Genomic DNA, 25,161 nt, shown 5'->3' on the forward strand with positions numbered 1-25,161 from the left:
TTATATTTGCAGAACCTATCAGTCTGCCTCAGGGCGCAACCAGGAAAAAGAAAACCACGGCTTTTTGGTGGGATAGTTCTGACTGAACTGTAACCGATAGACCTCATCTTCAGCTTGAGTTTCCAACAGCAGGTCGCTGCGGGCATAACCAATGCAAATCAGTCCATACCCCTGCTCCTGTAAATAGCGGGATAAGCCTATCCCTTCCCGTTGATCGATCGTGCCTGCTTTGATCTTGACAGCGCAGGTAGTACAAGCGCCCGCACAACAGGCAGAGGGTAAAATAATTCCCTGTTTTTCTAAAGCATCAAGAATGTATTCCTGGTCAGATACCAGTCCTGTATAGGTTTGCCCCGATCGTTTGTCGTAGATTTCCACCCGATAATTTGGCATACGCTCAGTGATATTAATTAATTAACTTCCCTTGGGCAAAGGCGCGGGCCAGTCTATCGCACCGATCGTTATCTAGGTTACCAGCATGACCCTCTACCCAGTGCCACTCTACGTTGGGATGGTTGAGAGCTTGCAGTCTCTGCCAAAACTCTTTGTTTTTCACAGGCTTCCTTCCCTTGGTTAACCAACCGTTTTTCTGCCAGTTTCTGATCCAAGTAGTAATACCGTCTTTTATGTAACGACTGTCTGTATAGAGAGGGATTTTTTGTTTCTGGAGATAAGGTTGGCAAAATTTTAGGGCTTGAATGACAGCTTCTAATTCCATCTGATTATTGGTAGTGCGTTCTACTCTCCCCCCCCACTCTTTGCTGCTGCCATCACTAAACTTGACCACAGCTGCCCATCCCCCTGGACCAGGATTATCTGTGCAGGAACCATCGGTGTAAACCGCAGTAATGTAATTGTCGCTCCCTGACTCTTCTAGAGAGGGACAGTCCAGGGTGTCATTTTCTTGGTAAATTTCTACGGCAACCGAACCCTGAAAGTTAGGAATAGGGGGATGCTTAATCACCTTTAGGCGAATCTTAGTGATGCGTTTATCTTTCAACAACTCTGTCACGATCGCCCCTGCCAATCTTTCTACCAAAGCAAACTTGCTGGTCTTGATTAAATCCTCGATTGTCTTGATACAGTGGCGGTAATCGATCGTGTCGTTAATATCATCGCTCTGGGCTGCCCGCAGAAAATCTACCCATAGTTCCGCATCCACTTCAAACCATTGCCCTAGGACATTTTCCTCCGGTAGCAAGCCCACGTAGCCATAGGCACGCACGCCCCGTAGATAAATTTTGGACTCTGCCATAGGAATTAATTTTGTACCAAATCTTAATAATACCACCAAACTTTCGGAACCTGAACTATAATCTTTTACCTACATTTAACCTATTCTTAACCTAGAGGGCAAAAATGAACGAGGCAACGATTGGTTCCTGTGCACTCCAGGCACTGAAGAGCTACTATCGCAAGTGGGTTAAGCAGGAGGAGGGAGTACGGGCAGACCAAGACCCAGAGGCACTCCATCAGATGCGGGTGGGCTTGCGGCGACTGCGGTCAGGGTTATTGTGTTTTGCCCCGATTTTGCCCCGCAGCATCCGTCGGCAGGAACCTAAACTGGGTCAGATCAGCCGTATCCTGGGCAGGGTGAGGGATTTGGACGTACTGCGCCAGGCCTTGACAAATAACTATATGCCCTTGCTGCCAGAGGTAGAGCAGGTGCAGTTACAGAAATATTTGGCACAGAGGGAACGGCAACGGCAAAAATACTTTCACCGCATGATTGCTTTGCTGGACAGCCCTTTTTACCGGCGGACGCGGAAAACGATCGGGAGTTGGCTCAAAGACCCCCATATGCAGGAGGCAGGGGATTTTGCTGTAACGGAGATGATGCCCCAGCTGCTCTTACCTAGTCTCAGAGCCGTGTTGTTACCCAATTGGAATCTACGCAAACAAAAACAACTCCATGACTTGCGCAAGCTATTCAAGTTAACCCGTTACCAACTGGAGTGCTTCACACCCTACTTCGGTGAGGAACTAAATCCCAGTCTTCGTCATCTGGCTACCGCCCAGGAGGTGCTGGGGTCGCTCCACGACCGCCTCGTTCTCCTTGAGACCTTTTCCCAGAAGCAGTGGCGACGGTTGCCCCATCTGTATCAGATCATTCAGCAGCATCAGGGAGAGGATTGGCGGACATGGTACAGTCTCAACTATAATCTGCAGTGGTTGCAGGTACTTCTACAGATTAGGAGTCTGTGCACCGCCAAGGAGAGCATCCCGAGTAGCCAAGAAAATTAGTATGTCCTATGCCCTGGTAATGACCACAGCTAGCAGTGTGGCGGAGGCAGAAACGATCGCCCAGGCAATTTTGCAGGAGCGGTTAGCAGCCTGTATCCAAGTCTTGCCCATCACTAGCTACTACACCTGGGAGGGCAAACAGCAGCGGGAGGGGGAATACCTCCTCCTCATTAAAGGCAGGGCGGCAAATTTTGCCCGTCTGCAGGAGTGTATCAAGTCCCATCACAGCTACAGTGTGCCTGAAATTATCCAAGTCCCTATTGTGGCTGGTAGTCCTACCTATTTAGAATGGATTACAGCAGTAACTGACTAGTCTATGCTTGACCAACCGCTGGTGATTGCGGGGCGTACCTTCCGCTCGCGCTTGATGACGGGTACGGGGAAGTACAGGGATTTTAGTACTATGACCCAGGCAATTGAAGCTAGTGGCTGCGAAATTATCACGGTGGCGGTACGGCGTGTGCAAGAACAGGTAGCAGGGCATGGGGGGTTAGGGGAAGCGATCGACTGGCAGAAATACTGGATGTTGCCCAACACGGCAGGGTGTGCTACAGCAGAAGAGGCAGTGCGGGTAGCTCGCCTAGGCAGGGAAATGGCAAAAATCCTGGGGCAGGAGGACAATAATTTCGTTAAGTTAGAGGTGATCCCAGACCACCGCTATCTCTTGCCCGACCCGATCGAGACCTGTAAAGCGGCAGAGCAGTTAATTAGGGAGGGGTTTGCGGTTTTGCCCTACATCAACGCTGACCCCTTACTGGCGCAACGATTGGAGGAAATGGGCTGTGCGACAGTGATGCCCTTGGCTTCCCCCATTGGCTCAGGACAGGGTCTGAAAAACAAAGCTAACATTCAGATTATTATTGAGCAGGCGCGGGTACCAGTGGTGATTGATGCGGGGATTGGCACTCCCAGTGAAGCCTGTGCGGCAATGGAAATGGGAGCAGATGCCTTGTTAATCAATTCGGCAATAGCTCTCGCGCAAGACCCCGTAGCTATGGCCAAAGCCATGGGTTTAGCCACGATCGCTGGTCGTCTTGCCTTTTTGGCGGGGCGGATACCAATTCAACCGCTCGCTTCTCCTAGTTCCCCCATGGTAGGGCGCATCAACAGTTAAAGGTTAAACACGATCGTGCGGTCGCGGGGTTGGGACTGTTTCAGACGATCGAAGGCTTGAATAGCTTGGCGCAGCTTCCCCTTCATTTCCTCTACTAAGTTTACTATCCTTTCCTCCAACACCTGCCAGTCTGAGTCTTCTACAATTGTTCTAATTTCTACTGCTTCTGGCGTGGCACTGACACCCAGGTCGTAAAATGCTTCCTGGGACTCCAAAAAGGCAGCTAGTTCTCTGGGGTTAGATTCTGCTCGCACCAGGGAAAACAGCAAACAACCAGTAGGGCTAGTTCTGACTTCGTAGCTGACAGTTACGGTTACCTCCACCGCCAGAGATTGTACTTTTTTCACCATAGGATTTTGCCCAAACCTGCTGCTAGGGTAAACTAAGTCAAGGGCTACGGCAAGAGCTGCTACGGAGACTGGTCCCAGAGTTTACTGACATTCTTTTCCAGACGGCTTTCTGCTTCCGCAAAAATCTGCTGCGGGCGTTCCAACATTTCCCCTGGGTGCAGTTCTAAAATTTTGGTGGACAGACCTACCCGATGGCGGGATTCATCCACTTCAATCACCACTGCTCGCAGACTATCCCCCACTTTGAAGAGGCGAGAGGCATCCCCCACATTTTTTTCGCTGATCTCCTTGTTGTGGAGGAGGGCACTAATTCCGCCTAAATCGACAAATACGCCAAAGGGACGTAAACCCGTTACCGTACCTGCCACTAGCTGACCAATGCCCAACTGACTGAAGGTACTCACTTTCACTGCCGATCGGTGGGAAAGGATTAAACGTTTACGCTCTTCCTCTACCTCCATCACCACCACTGGCAAATTCTGTCCCACTAGTTTGTCCAAGGTGTCCCGTTCCAGTAACTGGGAGCGGGGAATGAAGCCCTGAATACCGCCGGCATCGACCACTACGCCCCCCCGATTTACCCCTGTCACGCGCACATGGAAAACTCGATTTTCATTTTTCAGCTCCTGCACAGTCAGCCAGGCTTTTTTAGTAAATAGGCGGCGGATGGAGAGTTTGACTTCCCCTTCTTCGTCCTGGTCACGGATGATTAAAAACTCATGTTCTGACCCTAGGGCAAAAACCTCTTCAAAGACATCCTCCATGCCAATGACAATCTCTTCCATGGGCAGAAAGCCAGGGGATTTGCCGCCAATATCGGCATAGACACCGCGGGAATCCACCTGAAAGACTTTCCCCTTGACAATTTGCCCTACTTGAAAGTTGTAATCGTGGCGATCGAGGGCTTGCAGAAAATCCTCGCCGGAAAAGCCAGGAGTAACTTTACGCTGGGCCATAGGCTGCTGCAGTTAAGGTGTTAGATAGTTTAACTTAGAATTATGCCGATCGGCTGGATTACACTATATTCATTAACCTTTAGGAGTCAAATACAGTGAAGGGTCTGCGGGGTTTGGTATTGGCAACTGTCCTGTCCCAGGGCTTAGTCTGCGGCACGGTGAGAGCACAGATGCGGGAGACTCCAGCACATTTGACCTACAGTGAATTTCTGCAGAAAGTGGAGAATAAAGAAGTCAAACAGATTGACATCGAACAAAACCACAAGACGGATACCAGGGCTACTGTCACTCTGCAAAATGGCAAGCGAGTTACGGTTGACCTGCCCGCCAGAGGATATAGCGGCAATCTGATTAAAACTCTACGGCAAAATGGTGTGGATATTGGTGTCGTTCCCCCTAAGCCTGCCAATTCTGGGGGGGGATTGTTCGTCTCTATCGGTCTAACGGTGTTATTTGTGCTGGTTTTGATGTTGTTGTTGCGCCGCCTTGCTAATGCCCCTGGCGGACCAATTCAGACCCTCAATTTTGGGCGCAGTCGTGCCCGCTTTTCGCCAGAAGCGAAGACAGGGGTGGTGTTCGACGATGTGGCGGGGATTGATACAGCTAAGGAAGAACTACAGGAGGTGGTGAGCTTCCTCAAGGACCGGGAACGGTTTGAGAAGGTGGGGGCACGCATTCCCAAGGGGGTGTTGTTGATTGGTCCCCCTGGTACGGGTAAAACGCTCTTGGCAAGGGCGATCGCGGGGGAAGCGGGTGTTCCCTTCTTTTCCCTGTCGGGGTCAGAATTTGTGGAAATGTTTGTGGGGGTGGGCGCATCGCGGGTGCGGGACCTATTTGCGCGGGCGAAGGAAAATGCTCCCTGTTTGGTGTTCATTGATGAAATTGATGCCGTGGGTAGGCAGAGGGGAGCCGGTCTCGGGGGGGGTAATGATGAAAGGGAACAAACCCTTAACCAACTCCTCAGTGAGATGGATGGCTTTGAGGCAAATACAGGGGTAATTGTTCTGGCGGCTACTAATCGTCCCGATGTTTTGGATGCGGCTTTGCTCCGTCCGGGCAGGTTCGATCGGCAAATTGTGGTGGATTACCCCGACTACAACGGCAGGTTGGCAATTTTGAAAGTCCATGCCCGCAATAAACGGCTGGCGGATGAGGTCTCCCTCGCCGCAATTGCTCGCCGTACGCCTGGGTTTGCGGGGGCAGACTTGGCGAATCTCCTCAATGAAGCGGCTATTTTGACTGCCCGCCGCCGTAAGGAAGCCATTACCAACCTAGAAATTGACGATGCCCTCGATCGGGTGACGATTGGTTTAGCCATGAAGCCTCTCCTAGACAGTGTGAAGAAGCGGTTGATTGCCTACCATGAGGTGGGACACGGTCTATTGCAAACTCTGTTGGAAAATGCCTTTTTGATGGACAAGATCACCATCATTCCCCGCAGTGGGGGCATTGGGGGGTTTGTGAAACCCTTGCCCACAGAAGACTACAGCCCCAGTTTTATGACCTATGCTTCTCTCCTCGATGAAATCACGGTGCTTTTGGGGGGCAGAGTGGCAGAGGAGTTGATTTTTGGTGCACCGGAGGTAACCGTTGGGGCAGCGGGGGACATTGAACAGATCACGCGCCGCGCCCGCCAAATGGTGACGATGTTTGGCATGTCGGAATTAGGATTGACGGCTCTGGAACGTCCCAATAGTGAAGTATTTTTAGGGCGCGACCTCATGCCCGTTACAGAATACTCGGAGGCGGTAGCGAGCCAGATTGACCAACAGATTCGCCGCATTGTTAACCACTGCTACGATCGTGCCCACCGCATTCTCAGTGCCCATATTCCCCTCATGCACTACCTTGTAGATGTCCTGATTGAGAAGGAAACGATCGAGGGAGAAGAATTCCGCCAGATTGTTGCCCAGTTTACCACCATACCCCAGAAAAAACTGGAATATGCCCGCCCCTAGCTGGTATAGTGGGGAAACGGTGTGAAGAGTATCCTGCATGCGTAAAACTGTAGCGACTTTGCTAACTACGGCGGTGGTTGCCGCTGCTGGGCTGGACAAATCTGCCTCTGCCCAGGATTGCTTTATGATCACCTCGACAGGGCAGTACATCAATCTCAACCATCTTTGCCGCAGTGGCCTGCCCAGTAATCCGCCAGCAGTACGACCCAAACCCAAGCCCAAGCCTACTACTGGTGTTGTTGATTCCTACCTGGATACCCGCGAGTACCCTACCTACCCTGCTTCGGTGAACTTGCAGGCATTTCTCCGGGTGATTCGCTACGCCGAGGGCACGGATAGCGAGGACGGCTACCAGATTGAGTTCACAGGGACGCGCTTCTACAACTTTGCTGACCATCCTCGCCGCATACGCTGTAGTGGCAGGCTCTGCTCTTCTGCCGCCGGTGCTTACCAGTTTTTGGAAACTACTTGGGATGATGTTGCCCGCCGCATTGGTGCGCCCGATTTTAGCCCAGAATGGCAAGACCTAGCAGCGATCGAGTTAATTCGCCGCGAGGGTGCCCTGGAGGATGTAGAGGCGGGTAGGATTGAGCGGGCAATTGCCAAAACCGCTAATGTGTGGGCAAGTTTTCCCCGCTGGTATGGGGACTACTATGGTTACTATGGTCAGTCTGTGGTGCCGATGGAGTACCTAGTCAGTGAGTTTCGCCGCCAACAAGCGATTATTGCTAGTGGGGGAGGTAGTACGCCCCGTCGCCCTGCTGTAGTCAGGTTGTATCGGAGTGTTCCCTGATGTTCCAGCCACCCAAAACCATGATGGATTTTTTCCGTTACAGCCAGGGGGTATGGTATACCCAAAGGTCTGTACATCACTTTGACCTGGTTGCTGATCAGTCAGGGGAATCTCTCCTCTACGTGGAGGTGCTGGAAGCTGAGGATGAGCGCTGTCAGGCGGTGTGTGCCCAACAGGGGGTTGACCCCCAGTTAGCGGCGGGGGGCGCTAGTTTCATGTGGCAAGAACACGGCAAAGAAGAGACTCCTGACCCAGAGAAGGCAGCCATTTTAGTGGATATTCCCCAGGGAGCACATCAGGGCAAGCTCCTGCGCAATCAGGGCTATGTGGAAAAAATTCCCGTTGTCAGTCGTTACTGGTTCGGCGAAGATGGCATTTTGACGATCGAGACGGAATACGAAACCAACCAGGGACAGGAGCGGTGCTGGTTTTTGACAGAGGACTTTCGCGTGCGGGCCATCACTGTAAGGCTGCTGGGGGGGATATACATGATGACCTACTGTTCCGAACGCCGTCTGCCCCAGGTCAAGGATTTACAGGCTATGGTAAACGCCCATTCCCTCACTTAGTGCGCAGGGATAGGAATAATTCCAGCTTTGCCTGTTCACTGCTGGGTTGGGAATAGGCTACTGCCATACCGTTGATGCTGTTCATAACTGCTTGTGTCTGTTTCGCCTCTGTAGGCGGCACACGACTAATCACATCCTGGGCATAGATCGACCAGAGTTTGGCTAAGTTGAGATAAAGATAACCCTGATTCTGACTGTCCAACTGGCCAGCAATGGCTTTGAAGGCAGCACTGTCGGCCAGGGAAGGGGATGGTTTTTGTGTCATCACTTTGGCTAGGGGGCCCATCGCCACAAACAAGCTGTCCGGTTGATGCCAGCCGTAGGCAAGGATACTGCCAGGGGTAAAGGGGGATGTCCACTCCTGTACTTGTACGCCGTTAATTTCCTGGGAAGTAACCTTGACAGGGAACCCCAACTCTTGGGTTAGTTCATCTACTCGCTTGAGGGTTGTTTCCGCGGTTTTGCGGTCGGAGGTTTGGATCACTGCCACGAGACCCGATCGGGTTTGTTTGAGGATACCTTCCTCGGAAGGAATGACTCCTAGGGCAAACTCCCCATCCATCCAGGCGATAATGTCCTTGTCCAGGTCGAGGTTGAGGTTGTCCTTGACTCCCTGACGAATTTCATCGATTGCTTCCTGCTGGGTTTTCTCCGTCTTTGCCTGCTCTAGGAGGTTCTGCCAAGCCTGCTTGAAATTGATACCACTAAACAGAAAATAGGTATCAGCAGGGAAATGGGCAATGACTTTACCAGGAGCGGGCTGGAATTTGGGCGCTTTTGTTCCCAGCTGCGTGACTGCTTGCAGCCGTAAACCTGTATCCTCTACACCCAAGCCGATGACCATTGCCTTTGCCTGTTCCTCTATTCTCTCCAGAAACGGTTGGGGTATGGTTTGAGGAGTGGTTTTGGCCGCTAGGGCTATAGCTCTTTTCAGGTCGGGAATATAAAAGTGCAGGAGGGGGCGGTTGAGGGAAAGTTCGATCGGCGGTAGGGTAAAACTTTTCCCCCCCTGGTAGGTATCAATTCCCTCCTCTAGGCTCTGGCGGTCATTAGCAAACAACAAATAACGATCGGCAAACGCCCATACTCCATCCGTGGTGATGAATAGCTTGCTCCCCTTGTATTCTGCCTTCTGGGGGGGCTGTTGCAGCTTGGCAATGACTTTCTCCTGCAGGAATTTCTCGGCTTTGTTGCGATTCCTAACCCCCATGACAACAATAAATGACCCCGTAATTCCCACTGAGGGAGAACTCTGGTCTTGGGTGAACACAACAGTAGGATGCAGGGCTTGTTGCCCAGGGGGAGGCAAAATGCCTACAAATACAGCCCCTAGCCAAGGTTGAATGTCACGGGCAAAGTCAATATCTAGGTCAGAGGAGAGAAAATTTTTGGGTACATCGGCAAAGGCTTCCTGCAATTCCTGGGTTTGGAACCGCTCTAGGGACTGCCAATGACCCAAGTTAGCTGAGACTGCCAGTCCTGCCACTGCTGTCGGCGGCACAAATTTTACATGCTCTGCGACTGTGTCTAGCCTTGCCCCCTGCTGCTGTTGGTAGAAGTAATAGGCTCCGTAACCCCCTGCCCCCGCCACCAGCAGTAAGCTGATCGGGATTAGGAGATTGCTCCGCCGCTCAGACATACTCGTCCTCCTCTTCGTCGTCGAATTTAGAATTGTCGTCCACCAGCTCCTCTGGGAAGCGATCGAGGGAATAGTTACGGGCAGTGGTATCGTCAATGACTACATCATCCCCTACCTCCTCTAGGAGGATAGCAGGATCGCGGTGGGGTTCTTCGCTGTTGTTTTCATAGGCATTAAAGCCTGTACCCGCGGGAATTAAGCGCCCGATAATCACGTTTTCCTTTAAGCCCCGTAGCCAGTCGGATTTGCCCTCGATCGCTGCTTCCGTTAAGACCCTGGTCGTTTCTTGGAAACTGGCGGCAGAAATAAAGCTATCGGTATTCAAGCTGGCTTTGGTAATCCCCATCAAAACAGGGGTATACTCGGCGGGGGCGCGGTTGGCGATGATCATGGCTTCGTTGATCTGCTGCACCTGATTGAGGTCAATCAGTTCTCCCTGCAGGCGCGTGGTCTCTCCCCCCTCTTCAATCCTAACCTTAGAGGTCATCTGCCGTACCACGATTTCAATATGCTTGTCGGCAATGTCTACCCCCTGGGACTGATACACTGACTGGACTTCATTGACGAGAAATTCCTGCACGCGCTGGAAGCTCTCCCGTGCTGCCTCGTAGTTGATCAAGCATTTGAGGGCGGTCTCGATCGCTGCTGGTTCGCGGTCGGTGAAAAAGTCCTCCAGTTCATTGAGTTTTTTCTGCGCCAGGGCAATGATCTGGGGGTCTTCTTTATAGACAGCAAAGAAAATTTCCAGAATATCGTGGGGATTAGCAGGACCATCCGTCAATCTGGTAGCGGGTTTCACTTCTTCGCCATCTACCACCACAATGCTCTGCCCCACACCGATCGGGTAGTCGGTAAACAGACCATCGGGTTCCAGGATGCGAATGGCAGTTACCTCTTCCCCGTCATAGATCATCTCCACTCTGCCACCCCGCTGTGCCAATATGCACATTTCCTTGGGTTTACGGGCTTCCAGTAACTCTTCAATGCGGGGTAAACCCTGGATGATGTCCCCCGTTTTTGCCCGCTCGAACACCAGGAGAGCCAGATTGTCCCCCCGTTGCACCAAATCCCCATGTTGCACCTGCAGTACCGCCCCAGGGGAGATGAGATAGGGTCTACCCTTGCGCAGGATAACGCGATCGGCTTCTACCGCAATCACCTGACCTGATTCGGGGGTGACGGTTTTAGAGCCAATAGGGTCACCAGAGCGTACCAAGTCGCCCACCTGGACTTGGGGGTTCTTACAGGGAATGGCCAAACTGGCATTATCCGGCATAATCAACAACCGCCGAATTAACTCCCCTTCCTTCTTGATCCCCCGCACTGTCCCTGCCTGGCGGGCGAGAATTTCTGACCGAGCAACTATAGCTTTGGCTTCGATGTAATCCCCGTCTTTGACCAGGAGGCGGGTTTTGGTAGTGTTTTCCAGGGCTTCTTCCTCTGGGTCTTCCTGGCGGATGGCCAGGGATTCCAAAATCACCAGTCGTAGTCGCAGGTTATCGGGATCAGTGTCGTCAAATTCAATATCCGCACCTAGTTGGGGTGCATTGCTGTCAATTTCTAACACCAGTTGTGTGCGTAATAATTCCACCCCCTCGATCGATTTCACCCGTTCGCCGTCGCGGTAGGTGATGCGCTGCACTGCCCGCAGACCAATGGAGTGACCCGACTTTTGGCTAGATTCTTGACTGGGAACATCAGGAGCATCGGGGACATGGAACTCTTCGACAGGTCGTAACAACAAGCCCGGTCCTTCGGGAGTTTCTACAAATTCCACGTAGCGCAAGTCCTGGGCGACGATACCAGGCATGACCTCCGTGCCAGGATAGGCTAGCATTTCATGCTTTTGTTCCGCTGTGAGGGGGTCATCGACAATGTAAAAATCCCCCGGTTTGATGACGATCTCCCGCAAAATGTCATCCCTTTGTTTAACTTCCAAAAGACCGCTGGTTTGACAGAAGATGTCTTTGACAATCTCTGTGCCTGCTTCCACGTATTGTCCGTCTTCCACTAGCAGCAGGGAAATGTCTTTATTGACATCTTGGGCTTCTTCCGGAATCCACAGAATTGTACCTCCCTTAACCACCTCAAACCCTTGCTTGAGGCTGCGCCCCCGCCGTGCCACCTCAATGCCCGCATATTTGATGATGCCACCGCTCTTGGTCTTGTAGGTGTCGTCGATCAGTTCGGCAATCACCTGATTGTTGGATACCTTTGTGCCTGGGGTCGCCATGAGGGAGAACCTTTGGCCACTGGGGGTTTCCAGGATATAGTGCCGCTGTCCCTGGAAATGTTCTTCCACAATACGGGATTGATCCAAAACTACAGAAGCAGTGATGATCTCTACTTCCAAGACATTTTTATGCACCGAGGGGTTGAGCCGCACAATCCCGCCGTGCTCGGAAATAAAGTTAGTCACTGTCAGGACACTGTTTACCTCTACCCGATCGTCATTTTGCACAATCGGTTCTGCCCCTGGGGGTAAGTTGTACACCTCTCCCGCTAATACCCACAACAAGCCACCCTGGGCTGCTACATAGCTGGTATTGCCCTGGCGGTCTTTCTTTTCTTCAGGAATGAGACGATCGAAATAGACTTCTCCCGCTACATCTGTTGTCAGGTCCTTGGTGGCTTTTTCCACAGTCTTGCGGGCTGATCTGCCGGCAACGGGGATTTCTGCAATTAGGGTATCTTTTTTCACCTTCTCCCCATCTTTAACAAACAAAAGAGAACCTTGCACGACGGTGAAGCGGTCTTCCTGGTCTTTACCAGCAATGATTACTTCCGTTTCCCCCTTGTCTTCTACGATGAAGGCATCGTCACCGTGACGGGTACGGGTGGGACGGAGTTTGAGTTTTTTGGGCAGTTTAACTGTGCCATCGAAGGGGGCAGATTTCTGCTGTGCTACTTCCCCCATCACTGCTCCCCCAGTGTGGAAGGTGCGCATGGTCAACTGGGTGCCAGGTTCACCAATGGACTGGGCGGCAATAATTCCCACCGCTTCTCCCACGTCCACTAGCCGATTGTGGGCTAAACTCCAACCGTAACAGTGCTGACAAACCGATCGGGTAGCATCACAGGTGAGTGCCGAGCGCACAATTACTTCCTCTACCCCTTTTTTGTCAATTTTTTTAGAGAGTTCGTCATTGACATCGCAGTTGCGGTGAGCGCCAGGAATGATAGCCCGCGCTGGTACAGTAGTAAATCTTTCTGCCAATTTGAGGGATGTGGCAGCGGTCAGTACCCAAAACTTCTCCCGTTTCTGTACGCCTGTGTTGGGGTCAGTGCGTAGTTCTTCCGTTTCGTCTTCCGGCGGAAAAATGGTGAGGGCTTCTTCCCGATCGAGTAACCGCCCTGGTATCGCCCACTTCCTATTGTCAGCGGCAGTAATGGGTAGAGTAATTTCCACTTCCCCTTGGGTGGGGTCCAGGACATCCCGCGCTAGCACTCGCCCAAATAGACGATCGGCTAACTTCACCACTACACGATCGCCATCCCGCATTGCTCGCAGGGGAATGCCCCGAATTGTACCGCAGTCTACTTCGCGGATAATCACATCCTGAGAGACATCGACTAAACGTCTAGTCAAATAACCAGAGTCAGCCGTCCGCAGGGCTGTATCCACCAAACCTTTGCGCGCACCGTAGGAAGAAATAATGTATTCTGTGACTGTCAGACCCTCGCGGAAGTTCGCCTTAATGGGCAAGTCGATGATTTCGCCGTTGGGGTTAGCCATCAAGCCCCGCATCCCCACCAATTGCCGCACCTGGGACACATTCCCCCGCGCCCCCGATATAGACATCATGTAAACAGAGTTGAGGGGATTGTTGACCTTGAAATTTTCCATCAACTGGTTTTTCAGCTCTTCATTGGTCATGTTCCAGGTGTCAATCACCTTTTGGAAGCGCTCTACTTCTGTAATCTCCCCTCTCACATAGCGCTGTTTGGTCTGTTCAATTTTTGCCTCTGCTTCTGCTAACAAGCGCCGTTTGACAGGGGGTACTTCCAAGTCTTCTACACTGATGGAAATCCCCGACTGAGTAGCATAGCGGAACCCCAAATTCTTGAGCTGGTCTGCCATTTCTGCCGATCGGGCAGTGCCAAATTCTGTAAAGGCATAGGCAATGAGATTGCGCAGGTCTTTCTTACCAACAATGTGATTGATAAACTTGGGCAGTTTGGGCTGTTTTTCCATAGTCGTTTTTCTCTTTCACAAAATCAATAAAAGGAACAGTCGATACAGGCAGAAAAGAAAATCTCTAACCCTGGGGAGTTAGGGCGAGACTTGTGTGTTAGTAACTATCCATAGACAACCTCCGATCGGTTGTACTGTTGCTGTAGGCTAGATTAGTCATTTTTCCCCCCTCAGTAAGATCAGGTCTTTCAATTGTAAGACTGCTACTTTGGCAGCCATGGATCAATCTAGGGACTACCCCCTTGTAACAAAACGCGGGCAGTTAAAGAGAACTCGCCCAACCACGACGACAAAATTTGCTCCTCCCCTGTATAAATTGCTTCCTTGTAACAATTGTTTTGCCATTGCCACACCGTCACCTTCTGTGCCAGGGGATCAACAATCCAATATTCAGGAATGCCTCTAGCACTGTACTCTGCGGGTTTATCCTCATAGTCCTGTTTGACGCTGCTGGGACTGACTACTTCTACTACCAATTCCGGGGGTGGCATATCCAGGGTGATGAGATAACGCTTATTCCCCCGCACTCGTTCGTACAGAACTGGTGAGATGAGCACCAAATCAGGTATGCGGACGGTCTTGCTGGAAACGATGATTTCAGTCTTAAGTCCTAGCAGTTTCTCAGAAATACCAAGACGCACAAATGTCACTAACAAAAATATGGCAATCTGGTGATTGAGTTGACTTTCTGTTGGCACCCTAACTAGTTTCCCATTCTCTAATTCGTACAGGTAGTCAGTTTCATCTTCATACTCCAAGAACTCAGCTAAGGTCATGGATGTATCGGCAACCTTACGTATCGTGGTCATAGCTCCCCCTTATGTTCCATGAAATACAAGAACGATCGTTCTTTGTTTACTGCAACAGGGCTTGGCGAATGGTGTGATTAAAGATGACCCGACCTGGGGTAGTCAGCACGTATTGGGAGATCAAATTCCCCTGGGCATCCTCCCGCACCCGCAGAAATTTGTATATCTTCAACACGTTACCATTGTCATCGGTAATCACCTGTTCCGGGTTAGATTTATCTTCCCCGTCCCCTTCAATTTCTCCGTCGTAGCGCACCCAAATCTTGTCGTGGATATGTACTAACTTCTGTTCAAATGCCATAATCACATCTTCAAAGCTGGCAAAGAAGCGGTCTTCTGTTTTCGGGCGTTTGGGATTGTCCGTGGTGAGGTAGTAGGACCCTAACACCATGTCTTGGCTGGGGGTGATGATTGGTCTGCCCGTAGCAGGAGAGAGAATGTTATTGGAAGCTAACATCAATAGCCGCGCTTCCGCCTGGGCTTCCAGGGAAAGGGGGACATGCACTGCCATTTGGTCACCATCAAAGTCAGCATTGAAGGCAGGACAGACCAGGGGATGCAACTGAATTGCCCGCCCATCCACCAGAATCGGCTCAAAGGCTTGAATCCCCAGGCGGTGTAGGGTAGGTGCCCGGTTCAACAACACAGGGTGTTCGCTAATTACTTCCTCCAATACATCCCACACTAAAGGGTCGCCCCGCTGAATCATTTTCTTGGCGGCTTTGATGTTGTTGACATAATTCAGCTTGATTAACCGATTAATGACAAAGGGCTGGAATAACTCGATCGCCATTTCCTTGGGCAATCCACACTGATGGATTTTTAGATTAGGACCAACAACAATTACCGATCGTCCAGAGTAATCCACCCGTTTGCCCAAAAGATTTTGACGGAAGCGCCCCTGTTTCCCTTCAATGATGTCCGAGAGAGATTTCAAGGCGCGGTTATTTGCTCCTACCACCACTCTGCCCCGTCTGCCGTTGTCAATCAGAGCATCTACCGCCTCCTGCAACATCCGTTTTTCATTGCGGACAATAATTTCGGGGGCAAGAATTTCCTGCAGGCGAGCTAGACGGTTGTTGCGGTTGATCACCCGACGATAAAGGTCATTTAGGTCACTAGTGGCAAACCGCCCCCCATCCAACTGCACCATGGGACGCAAATCTGGGGGAATCACGGGAATAATATCTAGTACCATCCACTCCGGTTTTGCCCCCGTCGCCACAAAATTGTCGATCACCCGCAGGCGTTTGATCAGCTTAGTGCGCTTTTGTCCCTTCGATTGACTGATCTCTTCCCGTAGCTTTTCCGCCTCTAGTTCCAGGTTGATGTCCTGCAGCAGTTTTTTGATGGCTTCAGCACCGATCGAGACCTCAATGCCGTCCAGGGGTTCATCTTCGCTGTAGATTTGCTCCTCGATTTCCATCCACTGGTCTTCTGAGAGGAGTTGCTTGTACTCCAAATTGTAGGTTGTGGCGAGCACCTGCCCCTTTACCACCACATCTCCCGTTGCCACGGTCAGCACCTGCTTGGGATGGAGACGATAGACAGTTTCCGTTCCCCCCTCCCCCTTGACCCTGATCTCACTGAGAGTAGCACTAGTTACAGTTCCTGCCTCCGCTGCTCTGATGCCAGGGTTGATCACCACGTAGGAATTGAAATAGACAATCTGTTCCACATCCTTGAGGGGCATATCCAACAAAATGGACATGTAGCTGGGAATCCCCTTCAGGTACCAAACGTGGGTGACAGGGGCAGCTAACTTAATGTAGCCCATGCGATGGCGGCGTACCCGTGACTCCGTTACTTCCACCCCACAACGTTCACAGACAATCCCCCGGTGCCGCACCCGCTTGTATTTTCCGCAGTGGCACTCCCAGTCCTTTACAGGACCAAAAATGCGCTCGCAGAATAGGCCATCCATCTCCGGTTTGAGGGTACGATAGTTGATGGTTTCCGGTTTGGTGACTTCTCCTACCACGTTGCCGTTGGGTAGAGTCCGTTCTCCCCATTTGCGAATGCGCTCCGGCGATGCCAAGCCAATCTTGACGTAGTCAAACCGCTGTTCCATTCTGGTCATCACAAGTCTCCTGCCAAGTTTATTTAATCTTCGCTGTCGTCATCGAGGGTGCCGCGATAAGCTTCATAGGTAGGACGGGGGGGTATCCGTCGCTGGGTGGTATCCATCATCAAGTCCACCTCTGTATCCTGTTGGTTGCCGTCCTCCGAGAGTTTGTGCACCGACACATCCAAGCAAAGGGACTGTAACTCCCGCATCAACACCTTAAAGGATTCCGGTGTGCCTGGACGGGGGATAGGTTTGCCTTTCACGATCGCGTTCAACGCCTCATTCCTACCCGTCATATCGTCGGACTTGACTGTGAGAATTTCCTGCAAGGTGTAAGCAGCACCGTAGGCTTCCAGTGCCCATACCTCCATCTCCCCAAATCGCTGTCCCCCCTGTTGGGCTTTCCCACCCAAGGGTTGTTGGGTAACAAGGGAGTAGGGACCCGTCGATCGGGCATGAATCTTGTCATCGACTAGGTGCACCAGCTTGAGCATGTAGGCAATACCGACAGTCACGGGTTGGTCAAAAGGTTCCCCTGTGCGTCCGTCGTAGACCTTGAGTTTACCAGGATGCTCCGGGGAGAAAATCCAGTCTTCCCCAGTCACTTTGCGAGCTTCCTCCAACTTACCATGCACCAACTGCCGCGAAGCCTCCTCGCCATACATCTCATCAAAGGGAACGACCTTAAAGCGAACATCCAGATTATGGGCGGCCCAGCCCAAGAGACATTCAAAAATCTGTCCCACATTCATCCGTGACGGTACCCCCAGGGGATTTAGGACAATATCAACAGGGCGACCATCCTCTAGGTAGGGCATATCTTCCTTGGGCAAAATCTTGGAGATGATTCCCTTGTTACCGTGGCGACCTGCCATCTTGTCCCCCACTTGGATCTTGCGTTTCTGGGCAACATAGACCCTGACTACCATGTTGGCACCTGGGGGTAGTTCATCCCCCTGCTCCCTGGTAAAGATGCGTACATCCACCACTCTGCCTCTTTCGCCGTTGGGTACCCGCAGGGAGTTATCTCGTACATCCCGCGCCTTTTCCCCAAAGATTGCCCGCAGTAGTTTTTCCTCTGGCGGCTGGTCGGACTCACCCTTGGGGGTCACTTTCCCCACCAGAATGTCCCCCGCCTCTACCCAAGCACCTATGCGAATAATGCCGTGCTCGTCTAAATTCCTCAGCGCATCTTCTCCCACATTGGGAATTTCCCTAGTGATTTCCTCAGGACCTAACTTGGTAGTGCGCGCTTCGATCTCAAACTTTTCAATGTGGATGGAAGTGTAGACATCGTCGTACACAAACCGCTCGCTAACCAGGATAGCATCCTCATAGTTGTAGCCTTCCCAGGGCATATAGGCAATCAGGACGTTCTGCCCCAGGGCTAGTTCCCCTCCTTCTGTTGCTGAGCCGTCTGCCATCACTTGTCCCGCTAGCACCCGATCGCCTACAAACACGATCGGTCTTTGATTTAAGCAGGTATCCTGGTTCGATCGTTGATATTTCTGCAGGGTATAGGTATGGATTTTGCCCTCGTCGTCCTTGACGCGGATTTCCGTAGCTGAGACATAGACCACCTCGCCGTTAGTGCGGGAGACCACCACCATACCGGAATCGCGGGCAGCTTGGGCTTCTAAACCAGTACCCACCAGCGGGCGTTCTGGGCGCAACAAAGGCACTGCCTGGCGCTGCATATTGGACCCCATGAGTGCGCGGTTGGCATCATCGTGTTCCAGGAAGGGAATCAGGGAAGTAGCTACAGAGATGGTTTGGACAGGGGAAACGTTGACAAAGTCCACCTGTTCAGGGGGAGCAGTATCAAACTCCTGACGATAACGCACTGGTACTAAGTCTGCCGTAATGTTCCCCTCCGCATCTGTGGGAATATCCCCCGGTGCCAAACGGTATTTGTCCTCTTGGTCAGCGGTCATATATACAGGGGGCAAGTCCCGCCTTACCCTGCCATTTTCCACGCGGTAGTAAGGGGTCTCAATAAAGCCATAGCTGTTAACCCTGGCATGGGTAGCCAAGGAACCAATCAACCCTGCGTTGGGACCTTCAGGAGTTTCAATGGGACAAATGCGTCCGTAGTGGCTAGGGTGAATATCCCGCACGGCAAAGCCCGCCCGCTCTCTAGTCAGTCCCCCCGGTCCCAAGGCACTGATACGACGCTTGTGGGTCAATTCCGCTAAGGGATTGGTCTGGTCCATGAATTGGGACAGCTGGCTAGAGCCAAAAAATTCCTTAATCGCTGCCACGAGGGGTTTGGGATTGACCAGGGAAGTAGGAGTCAAGCTGTCGGCATCAGATACGGTCATCCGTTCTTTGATGATACGCTCTAAGCGACTGAGACCGACCCGCACTTGGTTTTGCAACAATTCACCCACCGATCGCACCCGGCGGTTCCCCAGATGGTCAATGTCATCTACCGTGCCAATATCAAACTCCAAATTGATTAAATAATCAACCACCTTGAGGATGTCTTCCTTAGTCAGCACCCGTACTGTTTCTGGGGTATTGAGCTGCAACTTAGTATTCAGTTTATAGCGCCCTACCTTCCCCAGGTCATAGCGTTTGGGGTCAAAAAAGCGGGACTCCAGTAGTAATCTGCCCCCCGTCTCTGTGGGCGGTTCACCAGGGCGGAGTTTACGGTAGAGTTCCTTGAGGGCTTCCTCCTCGTCAAATTGTCCCTCCTTCTCGATCGTTTTCTGGAAAAACTCCGGATGGGTCAGGGAGTCAAAAATCTCCTGGTCAGTCAAGCCCATCGCTTTGAGGAGCACCTGTGCCGACAGTTTGCGGGTTTTATCAATACGCACCCACACCAGACCATTCTTATCCGTCTCAAACTTGAGCCATGCCCCCCGATTGGGAATCAAACTAGCGTTGTAGGTACGACGACCGGTTTTGTCGATGTCTGCCTTAAAATAAACGCCGGGGCTGCGGACGATCTGATTGACAATTACCCGCTCTGCGCCATTAATGATAAACGTACCGCGGTCAGTCATCAGGGGCAGCTCCCCAATAAACACGTCCATTTCTTTGATTTCCCCGTTCTCCCGGTTAATCAGCCGAGTGGGAACATACATCTGCAGGGAGTAGGTAGCATCCCGTTGCTTAGCCTCGTCGACCGTGTACTTCGGCCCTTTGAGATAATAGTCCTTCCCCAGGAAGTGTAGCTCCAGCTTACCTGTATAATCAGTAATAGGGGAAAAACTCTCTAACTCTTCAATCAGCCCTTCTGCTAGAAACCAGCGGAAACTCTCCCTTTGAATCTCCACCAAGTCCGGTAAGACAAAGGCAGGGGTAGCGGATAACTGTTTGTTCATGCGCTTGTAGCTACTATTTCTATGGAGGCGTGCCTAGGCTTCTTTCGGTTATCTCACGAACCGAAGGCATAGGAACTCTATTATACGTTATTTTACACACAATAGGCAAAAGTTTGTGCTAAAAACGACTAGGTTGGGATTGCAGGTAGGCGAGGAACTGGCGTAGTTCGCTGGGGGTGAGTTGGTGGCGGGATTTTTTGCCAAAGGTACGCATCAAGTACTCCTGCCCTTGTTTGGTTGTCCAGCCTAAGCGTTCCATCTCCACCTGGGTTTGGCTAATTTCATTGGACAGGTCTTCGGGGTGGTGATTGCCAGGGGGAGTGAGGGTAAACTCGGGAGGCGAGCTATAGCTTTCTGGGGGAGTTGGTGTTGCTACGGTGGTAAGCGCTACTACTTGGTTAAGCCCCGCGAAGGTGAGGGCACGCTCGATCGCCTTTTCTTCTGCTCTTTCCAGGTCACTATCACAGGCAGTGGCAGTACTGAGGATAACCTGATTGACACTCACAGTAGCACGGAAAATGAACTTGCCCTCCTGTTTGGGTAGCATTTCCGTCTGGATACTCCCCTGCGGATATTGGCTGCGAAACTGGGCAAACACCGCAACACTCAATCAGGTACAATACCATTCTAAAGCAGTGCGCAGTGAGGTTGTATTGTCCCTTTGCCAATCCTATGAGCTACTGTATAAATCCCCATTGTGCTCTGCCTAACCATCCTGAAAACAGACAGAAAGCCCATTGTGCTAGTTGCGGTTCGCCTCTAGTTATTGCGGGAAAGTATCGGGTAGAGGGTTTGCTTAGTGACCAGGGGGGGTTTAGCCTGGTTTACCGTGCCTCCACAGGTAAAGAAGCGAAAATTCTCAAAGTCCTAAGGGTGGAACATAACACCAGTCGCAAGGCGGTCAAACTGTTTGTTCAGGAAGGAGAAGTGCTCAGTAAGCTGCGACACCCTGGTATTCCCAAGATCGATGGCTATTTTACCCATACAGTGGCGGGGCGACTGGTTTTGCATTGCCTGGTTATGGAAAAAATTCCTGGTATGAATCTGGAGGAATGGCAAGTCCAGAAACGCTACCAACCCCTTGCCCAGGAACAGGCGATCGAGTGGCTCAAAGCCTTAGTGGAAGTTTTGGGAGTAGTTCATCAACGCCGCTTTCTCCACCGCGACATCAAACCTTCCAATATCATGCTCACACCAGAGGGCAAGCTAGTGTTGATAGATTTTGGCACTGCCAGGGATGTCACTTCTACCTACATTGCCAATATTGACAAGGGGCGCAGCATGACGGCGGTGGTATCCAGTGGCTATACTGCTCCAGAACAGACCAATGGCAGGGCAGTCCCCCAATCAGATTTCTATGCCCTAGGGCGTACTTTCGTCCACCTCCTCACAGGGAAGCATCCTTTGGATATGTATGACCCCGATCGGGATGTGTTGCACTGGCGCAGCCACGCTCCTGGGATTACTCCTGCCTTTGCTGACCTGCTCGATCAAATGATGAACCGCAAGCCGGGGGATCGTCCTGCTGATGCTAAAGCCCTCCTGCGACAGTTAGAGCTGGTAGAAAGGGTGGTAAAGCAATCGGGAACGGGAACTGCCTCCCTGCCTTCTCCTGGGCAGAAACGGCTCCCCTGGCAGGGGATTTTCCTGGCGGTGGGTGTCAGTTTAGCGGCTATAGGGTGGTACTTCAGGGGCACAAAGGGTGCAGTGGTGGGGGCAGGAGTCGGACTGGGGCTGATATATGCCAGCTACAACTACACAAAGGTGGGTGCTAGGCTCAAGCAATCCCTCCTTGCCCATGCTAAAACTAATACTGCTCTAACTGTGACTCCCGATGGGCAGTTCTTGATTTCAGCGGGGGGCGATCGGACAGTCAGGGTTTGGCACAGTAAAACTCGACAACGACTGCATAACTTGGTGGGGCATGGGGATTGGGTCTACAGTGTGGTGGTGACACCAGGGGGGCAACTAATCTTGAGTGGCAGTGGGGACAAAACCATCAAGGTCTGGCAGTGTCAGTCGGGATTACCCTTGGAAACCCTGGAAGGGCATGAGCTGGGTGTAACTTGCTTGGCAGTGGCAGGGGATGAAAGTTGGCTAGTCAGCGGCAGTAACGACAAAACCCTCAAGGTGTGGGACTTGCGGACTTACAAACTCCTGAAAACAATCAATAACTTGGGACAGGAGGTCAATGCCGTGGTTGTCACCCCTGATCACCAGATTATCAGTGCCGATCGGTCAATCAAGGTCTGGAGTATTGATAAAAATATTCCCCAGCGAGTCATCCTAGGACATCAGCAGGAAGTGTTAGCCCTAGCTCTAAGCAGGGACGGTAAGCAATTGTTCAGTGGCAGTGCTGACCAAACAATTAAGTGCTGGGATTGGCTGACGGGGCAGCTAGTCAGGACCTTCATAGGGCACAAAGGGGAAGTGAAAACCCTGGTAGTGCATCCTACCAAATCATTACTATTTAGTGGCGCCACCGATCGGAGAATTGGCATCTGGGAAATGTCCACAGGCAAATTACTGTTGGTGTTAAAGGGGCACAAGGCCGCCGTAACTTGTTTAGCGATTAGTCCCAATGGCAAATGGCTCTACAGTGGTGGGGAGGATGGTGTTATTAACATATGGCGGCTGTGAATATAAATAATTGGTGGCACTATAGTTTGCTCAGCAGGGTGTGGGTGGGGTGGCAGTCTTTATCGCAATACAGTCTGTTAGTTTCTGTGCCCGCTCTGGCAGTTTGGCTGATAGTTTTGATCCTGGGCTTACCCTACCTATCCACTAGTCAAATTGGGCTGTTTTTGCTTGCCATTACTCTGTTTTATCTGCCCCTGGCCCAACGCAGTACATTGCAATTACCCATACTTGCCTATAGCTTGGTAGCTACTTTATCGACAGTTTTCTCCCCTGTCCGCTCGGCTGCCTTGGATGGTCTAGTCAAGTTGCTGTTGTATTTTGTTGTGTTTCTAGCGATCGAGCGGGTGGTGACTGTCCAACCAAAATATCGGGGCTATCTAGTGGGGGCTTATATCTTAACTAATTTACCAGTGGTGGTAGTGGGTTTACGGCAGCAATTTTTTGGTGCTCAACAATTGGCGACCTGGTGGGACCCGACTTCCGAACTATCCAGTTTGACGAGAGTGTATAGTTTTCTAGGCAATCCCAACCTGTTGGCGGGCTATTTATTAGCAGCAATTCCCCTGGGAGTAGTGTCAATTATTCTGACTAAAAGGTGGACATGGAAGTTACTAATTGCTCTCTCCACTTTGGGGTCCTTGTTGTGCATTATTTATTCCTACAGTCGGGGGGCATGGCTGGGCTTGGGGGCAGAAGTTTTAGTGTTGACCCTGGCACTGCTGTACTGGGCTTTTCCCCGTCTATCCCTGTGGGCTTTGCCTGCGGTGGCAGTGGGTTTAGGAGGGGCAATGGCGGGGGCTGTGATCAGTAAACCTGCCCTGCGATTGCGGTTAATGTCAATCTTTTCTGTCTTCGATCGCAATGTCGATCAGAGTATCAGTTTTCGTTTGCGGGTGATGCAGGGGGCGATCGCGATGGTAAAACACTACCCGGTTCTAGGTATTGGTCCAGGCAATCGGGCATTTAACTTGGTTTATCCCCTGTTTCAGAAGGCGCGCCACAGTGCTTTGGGTGCCTATTCCGTGCCCCTGGAGATGTTAATTGAGACAGGAGTGGTGGGTTTGCTGACCTACGGTTGGCTGGTAACAGTAGTCATAGGGCGGGGGTTAGGGGCAATCAGAAAGGAACCTAGTCTTTGGGGAATAGCGGGGTTGAGTATCGTTGTGGGGATGTTAGTCCATGGTCTAGGGGATACCGTGTGGTATCGTCCCCAGGTGCAGGTGTTATGGTGGTTAGCGGTCGCTCTAGTTATGGTAGGGGAGAAGCAAAATGAAACTAGCTCTGGTGTGGTTGACCCTGATGGCGCAAACGGCTAACCCTAGAGACGTACAGCGGTTGCAAGAATTGCGGATGTGCGATCGGTGTAACTTAATAGGGGCAAATCTGCGGGGGGCAAATCTGCAGGGGGTGACAGTGGTGGCTTCTAATCTGCAAAATGCTGACTTGAGTGGTGCCCAATTGATGGGAGCCTTCTTCGTCGATGCCCAATTGCGGGGGGCGGAATTATCTCAAGCTAATTTAACCAATGCTAACCTCAGCGGTTCGGATTTACAGGGGGTGAATTTAGCGGGGGCGCTGCTACAAGGTACGAACTTGACAGGGGCAAATCTGGGGGGAGCTATCCTTTTGGGGGCTGATCTGACAGGGGCTGACTTGGGAGGAGCTAACTTACAACGATCGGTCTTGACCAATAGCAAACTTACCCTTTCCAACCTAAAGCGAGCAAACCTAAAGGGGGCAATGCTCTTGAGCGGACAATTGCGGCAGGCAGACCTAACCAGTGCCAACTTCCAAGGAGCCATCCTAAGGGGCGCAGACCTGCAAACCGCCGATCTCACCAATGCCGACCTTCGGGGCGCTGACCTCAGGCAAGCCAACTTTCGCCAAGCCAACCTAAGGGGTGCTCTCCTTACCGCCCCTCAACTCAGGGACGCCCAACTCTGTCAGACAATCTTGCCCGATGGCACCCAATCCGATCGAGACTGCTAGAACCTAAACCCAATCCCCGTTTGCAAAGAAGTGGCGGTGTTGTTGGAGTTGCGATAGGCATCAAAGGCAAAAATGGCGTTACCAAAGATCACCAAGTTACTGTTGGGAATTGTGTAGTCTACCCCAGGTTGTAGAACAAAGCTATTCTTATTGCCGACAGGGGTGATGTTATTGGCAATAGCCGCTCCCACTCCCAAATAGAAATCGGTGTTAAAGTTCAAGGGCAAATCATAGGAGATGGTGGGCACAACGGCTGTCGAGTCCCCAATCAGTACCTGTGTCCGTAGAGAGAGTGGGATTTCCAAGAACTTATAGCGCAGAGCAATCAACCCCGCCGCTGTACGGGAATTTCCATCTAGGACACTACCCTCAGATACCCCTACCCCTAAACCCACACCAATATAGCTACCATAGGCAGGCTGGGCCACTGCCACCCCCGTACTTATCAACAAGCTGCAGACAGCCAAACCGATCGCCAGACCTTTCCCCATAATCACACCTCACATTC

20 protein-coding genes are annotated in these 25,161 nt (G+C 51.6%); 9 read left to right on the forward strand and 11 right to left on the reverse strand.

Going from position 1 to position 25,161, the window contains the following annotated elements; genetic code table 11:
* Positions 1–18: 18 nt before the first annotated feature.
* Positions 19–393, reverse strand: a complete 375-nt coding sequence (locus NZM01_06760) for a 2Fe-2S iron-sulfur cluster-binding protein (protein ID MCS6959733.1) — start codon at positions 391–393, stop codon at positions 19–21.
* 13 nt (positions 394–406) lie between these two features.
* Positions 407–1,255 carry a ribonuclease HI gene (rnhA, locus tag NZM01_06765; GenBank protein MCS6959734.1) on the reverse strand — a complete coding sequence of 283 codons (849 nt, stop codon included), beginning with the start codon at positions 1,253–1,255 and terminating at the stop codon, positions 407–409.
* A 104-nt stretch (positions 1,256–1,359) separates the two neighbouring features.
* On the opposite strand from rnhA, the gene NZM01_06770 reads away from it, so the two are divergent.
* Genes NZM01_06770 through NZM01_06780 form a run of 3 tightly spaced genes read left to right on the forward strand, consistent with a single transcriptional unit; the run spans position 1,360 to position 3,358 of the window.
* Positions 1,360–2,244: a CHAD domain-containing protein gene (locus tag NZM01_06770; GenBank protein MCS6959735.1), complete on the forward strand. Its 885-nt coding sequence runs from the start codon at positions 1,360–1,362 to the stop codon at positions 2,242–2,244.
* 1 nt (position 2,245) lies between these two features.
* A complete protein-coding gene (locus tag NZM01_06775) occupies positions 2,246–2,557 on the forward strand; it encodes a divalent-cation tolerance protein CutA (GenBank protein ID MCS6959736.1) in 312 nt (103 codons plus the stop codon).
* A gap of 3 nt (positions 2,558–2,560) precedes the next feature.
* Entirely contained in the window at positions 2,561–3,358 is a 798-nt protein-coding gene (locus NZM01_06780) for a thiazole synthase (protein MCS6959737.1), read from the forward strand.
* On the opposite strand, the gene NZM01_06785 is transcribed toward NZM01_06780, so the two are convergent.
* Positions 3,355–3,708 (reverse strand): hypothetical protein, encoded by a 354-nt coding sequence (locus tag NZM01_06785; protein ID MCS6959738.1) that lies wholly within the window; start codon positions 3,706–3,708, stop codon positions 3,355–3,357. The two genes, NZM01_06780 and NZM01_06785, sit on opposite strands and share 4 nt — an antisense overlap.
* Before the next feature lie 59 nt (positions 3,709–3,767).
* Entirely contained in the window at positions 3,768–4,664 is an 897-nt protein-coding gene (locus tag NZM01_06790) for a S1 RNA-binding domain-containing protein (GenBank protein ID MCS6959739.1), read from the reverse strand.
* Between the two features lie 131 nt (positions 4,665–4,795).
* Here NZM01_06790 and ftsH point away from each other — a divergent pair, with 131 nt between their 5' ends.
* The 3 genes from ftsH to NZM01_06805 are packed head-to-tail and all read left to right on the forward strand — an operon-like array spanning position 4,796 to position 7,984.
* On the forward strand, positions 4,796–6,622 hold the full coding sequence (gene ftsH / locus NZM01_06795) for an ATP-dependent zinc metalloprotease FtsH (protein MCS6959740.1): 1,827 nt from the start codon (positions 4,796–4,798) through the stop codon (positions 6,620–6,622).
* A 37-nt stretch (positions 6,623–6,659) separates the two neighbouring features.
* Complete coding sequence (locus NZM01_06800; GenBank protein MCS6959741.1) at positions 6,660–7,415, forward strand: glycoside hydrolase family 104 protein; 756 nt, start codon at positions 6,660–6,662, stop codon at positions 7,413–7,415.
* Positions 7,415–7,984, forward strand: a complete 570-nt coding sequence (locus NZM01_06805) for a phycobiliprotein lyase (GenBank protein ID MCS6959742.1) — start codon at positions 7,415–7,417, stop codon at positions 7,982–7,984. Before NZM01_06800 ends, NZM01_06805 begins: the two co-directional genes overlap by 1 nt.
* On the opposite strand, the gene NZM01_06810 is transcribed toward NZM01_06805, so the two are convergent.
* The 6 genes from NZM01_06810 to NZM01_06835 form a co-directional block, all read right to left on the reverse strand.
* Entirely contained in the window at positions 7,977–9,623 is a 1,647-nt protein-coding gene (locus tag NZM01_06810; GenBank protein ID MCS6959743.1) for a DUF3352 domain-containing protein, read from the reverse strand. The two genes, NZM01_06805 and NZM01_06810, sit on opposite strands and share 8 nt — an antisense overlap.
* Complete coding sequence (locus tag NZM01_06815) at positions 9,616–13,818, reverse strand: DNA-directed RNA polymerase subunit beta'' (GenBank protein ID MCS6959744.1); 4,203 nt, start codon at positions 13,816–13,818, stop codon at positions 9,616–9,618. The genes NZM01_06810 and NZM01_06815 overlap by 8 nt, the downstream gene beginning before the upstream one ends.
* Positions 13,819–14,045: 227 nt before the next feature.
* Positions 14,046–14,627 (reverse strand): Uma2 family endonuclease, encoded by a 582-nt coding sequence (locus tag NZM01_06820; protein ID MCS6959745.1) that lies wholly within the window; start codon positions 14,625–14,627, stop codon positions 14,046–14,048.
* A 46-nt stretch (positions 14,628–14,673) separates the two neighbouring features.
* The gene (rpoC1, locus tag NZM01_06825; protein MCS6959746.1) at positions 14,674–16,707 is read right to left on the reverse strand and encodes a DNA-directed RNA polymerase subunit gamma; all 2,034 of its coding nucleotides are present in this window, start codon (positions 16,705–16,707) and stop codon (positions 14,674–14,676) included.
* 23 nt (positions 16,708–16,730) lie between these two features.
* On the reverse strand, positions 16,731–20,024 hold the full coding sequence (gene rpoB, locus NZM01_06830; protein MCS6959747.1) for a DNA-directed RNA polymerase subunit beta: 3,294 nt from the start codon (positions 20,022–20,024) through the stop codon (positions 16,731–16,733).
* A gap of 118 nt (positions 20,025–20,142) precedes the next feature.
* The gene (locus NZM01_06835) at positions 20,143–20,634 is read right to left on the reverse strand and encodes a hypothetical protein (protein MCS6959748.1); all 492 of its coding nucleotides are present in this window, start codon (positions 20,632–20,634) and stop codon (positions 20,143–20,145) included.
* 62 nt (positions 20,635–20,696) lie between these two features.
* On the opposite strand from NZM01_06835, the gene NZM01_06840 reads away from it, so the two are divergent.
* From NZM01_06840 to NZM01_06850, 3 genes are read left to right on the forward strand one after another with little or no spacing between them, the layout of a single operon-like run.
* Positions 20,697–22,664 carry a serine/threonine protein kinase gene (locus NZM01_06840; GenBank protein MCS6959749.1) on the forward strand — a complete coding sequence of 656 codons (1,968 nt, stop codon included), beginning with the start codon at positions 20,697–20,699 and terminating at the stop codon, positions 22,662–22,664.
* Entirely contained in the window at positions 22,652–23,980 is a 1,329-nt protein-coding gene (locus NZM01_06845; GenBank protein ID MCS6959750.1) for an IctB family putative bicarbonate transporter, read from the forward strand. The genes NZM01_06840 and NZM01_06845 overlap by 13 nt, the downstream gene beginning before the upstream one ends.
* Positions 23,934–24,653, forward strand: coding sequence for a pentapeptide repeat-containing protein (locus tag NZM01_06850; protein ID MCS6959751.1), 720 nt, complete (start codon positions 23,934–23,936; stop codon positions 24,651–24,653). Before NZM01_06845 ends, NZM01_06850 begins: the two co-directional genes overlap by 47 nt.
* Here NZM01_06850 and NZM01_06855 read toward each other — a convergent pair.
* A complete protein-coding gene (locus tag NZM01_06855; GenBank protein ID MCS6959752.1) occupies positions 24,650–25,144 on the reverse strand; it encodes a porin family protein in 495 nt (164 codons plus the stop codon). The genes NZM01_06850 and NZM01_06855 overlap by 4 nt on opposite strands.
* Positions 25,145–25,161 lie beyond the last annotated feature (17 nt).

The sequence above is a fragment of the Pseudanabaenaceae cyanobacterium SKYG29 genome, from assembly GCA_025055675.1.
Taxonomy (GTDB): domain Bacteria; phylum Cyanobacteriota; class Cyanobacteriia; order Pseudanabaenales; family Pseudanabaenaceae; genus M5B4.

What these genes read in the sequence shown, in the direction of transcription:
- NZM01_06780 (MCS6959737.1), top strand. Translation starts at nt 2,561, where the DNA reads ATGCTTGACCAACCGCTGGTGATTGCGGGGCGTACCTTCCGCTCGCGC.
- NZM01_06820 (MCS6959745.1), bottom strand. Translation starts at nt 14,627, where the DNA reads ATGACCACGATACGTAAGGTTGCCGATACATCCATGACCTTAGCTGAG.
- NZM01_06810 (MCS6959743.1), bottom strand. Translation starts at nt 9,623, where the DNA reads ATGTCTGAGCGGCGGAGCAATCTCCTAATCCCGATCAGCTTACTGCTG.
- NZM01_06850 (MCS6959751.1), top strand. Translation starts at nt 23,934, where the DNA reads ATGAAACTAGCTCTGGTGTGGTTGACCCTGATGGCGCAAACGGCTAAC.
- NZM01_06770 (MCS6959735.1), top strand. Translation starts at nt 1,360, where the DNA reads ATGAACGAGGCAACGATTGGTTCCTGTGCACTCCAGGCACTGAAGAGC.
- NZM01_06775 (MCS6959736.1), top strand. Translation starts at nt 2,246, where the DNA reads ATGTCCTATGCCCTGGTAATGACCACAGCTAGCAGTGTGGCGGAGGCA.
- rnhA (MCS6959734.1), bottom strand. Translation starts at nt 1,255, where the DNA reads ATGGCAGAGTCCAAAATTTATCTACGGGGCGTGCGTGCCTATGGCTAC.
- NZM01_06760 (MCS6959733.1), bottom strand. Translation starts at nt 393, where the DNA reads ATGCCAAATTATCGGGTGGAAATCTACGACAAACGATCGGGGCAAACC.
- NZM01_06805 (MCS6959742.1), top strand. Translation starts at nt 7,415, where the DNA reads ATGTTCCAGCCACCCAAAACCATGATGGATTTTTTCCGTTACAGCCAG.
- rpoC1 (MCS6959746.1), bottom strand. Translation starts at nt 16,707, where the DNA reads ATGACCAGAATGGAACAGCGGTTTGACTACGTCAAGATTGGCTTGGCA.
- NZM01_06785 (MCS6959738.1), bottom strand. Translation starts at nt 3,708, where the DNA reads ATGGTGAAAAAAGTACAATCTCTGGCGGTGGAGGTAACCGTAACTGTC.
- NZM01_06840 (MCS6959749.1), top strand. Translation starts at nt 20,697, where the DNA reads ATGAGCTACTGTATAAATCCCCATTGTGCTCTGCCTAACCATCCTGAA.
- NZM01_06800 (MCS6959741.1), top strand. Translation starts at nt 6,660, where the DNA reads ATGCGTAAAACTGTAGCGACTTTGCTAACTACGGCGGTGGTTGCCGCT.
- NZM01_06790 (MCS6959739.1), bottom strand. Translation starts at nt 4,664, where the DNA reads ATGGCCCAGCGTAAAGTTACTCCTGGCTTTTCCGGCGAGGATTTTCTG.
- NZM01_06845 (MCS6959750.1), top strand. Translation starts at nt 22,652, where the DNA reads ATGGCGGCTGTGAATATAAATAATTGGTGGCACTATAGTTTGCTCAGC.
- rpoB (MCS6959747.1), bottom strand. Translation starts at nt 20,024, where the DNA reads ATGAACAAACAGTTATCCGCTACCCCTGCCTTTGTCTTACCGGACTTG.
- NZM01_06855 (MCS6959752.1), bottom strand. Translation starts at nt 25,144, where the DNA reads ATGGGGAAAGGTCTGGCGATCGGTTTGGCTGTCTGCAGCTTGTTGATA.
- NZM01_06815 (MCS6959744.1), bottom strand. Translation starts at nt 13,818, where the DNA reads ATGGAAAAACAGCCCAAACTGCCCAAGTTTATCAATCACATTGTTGGT.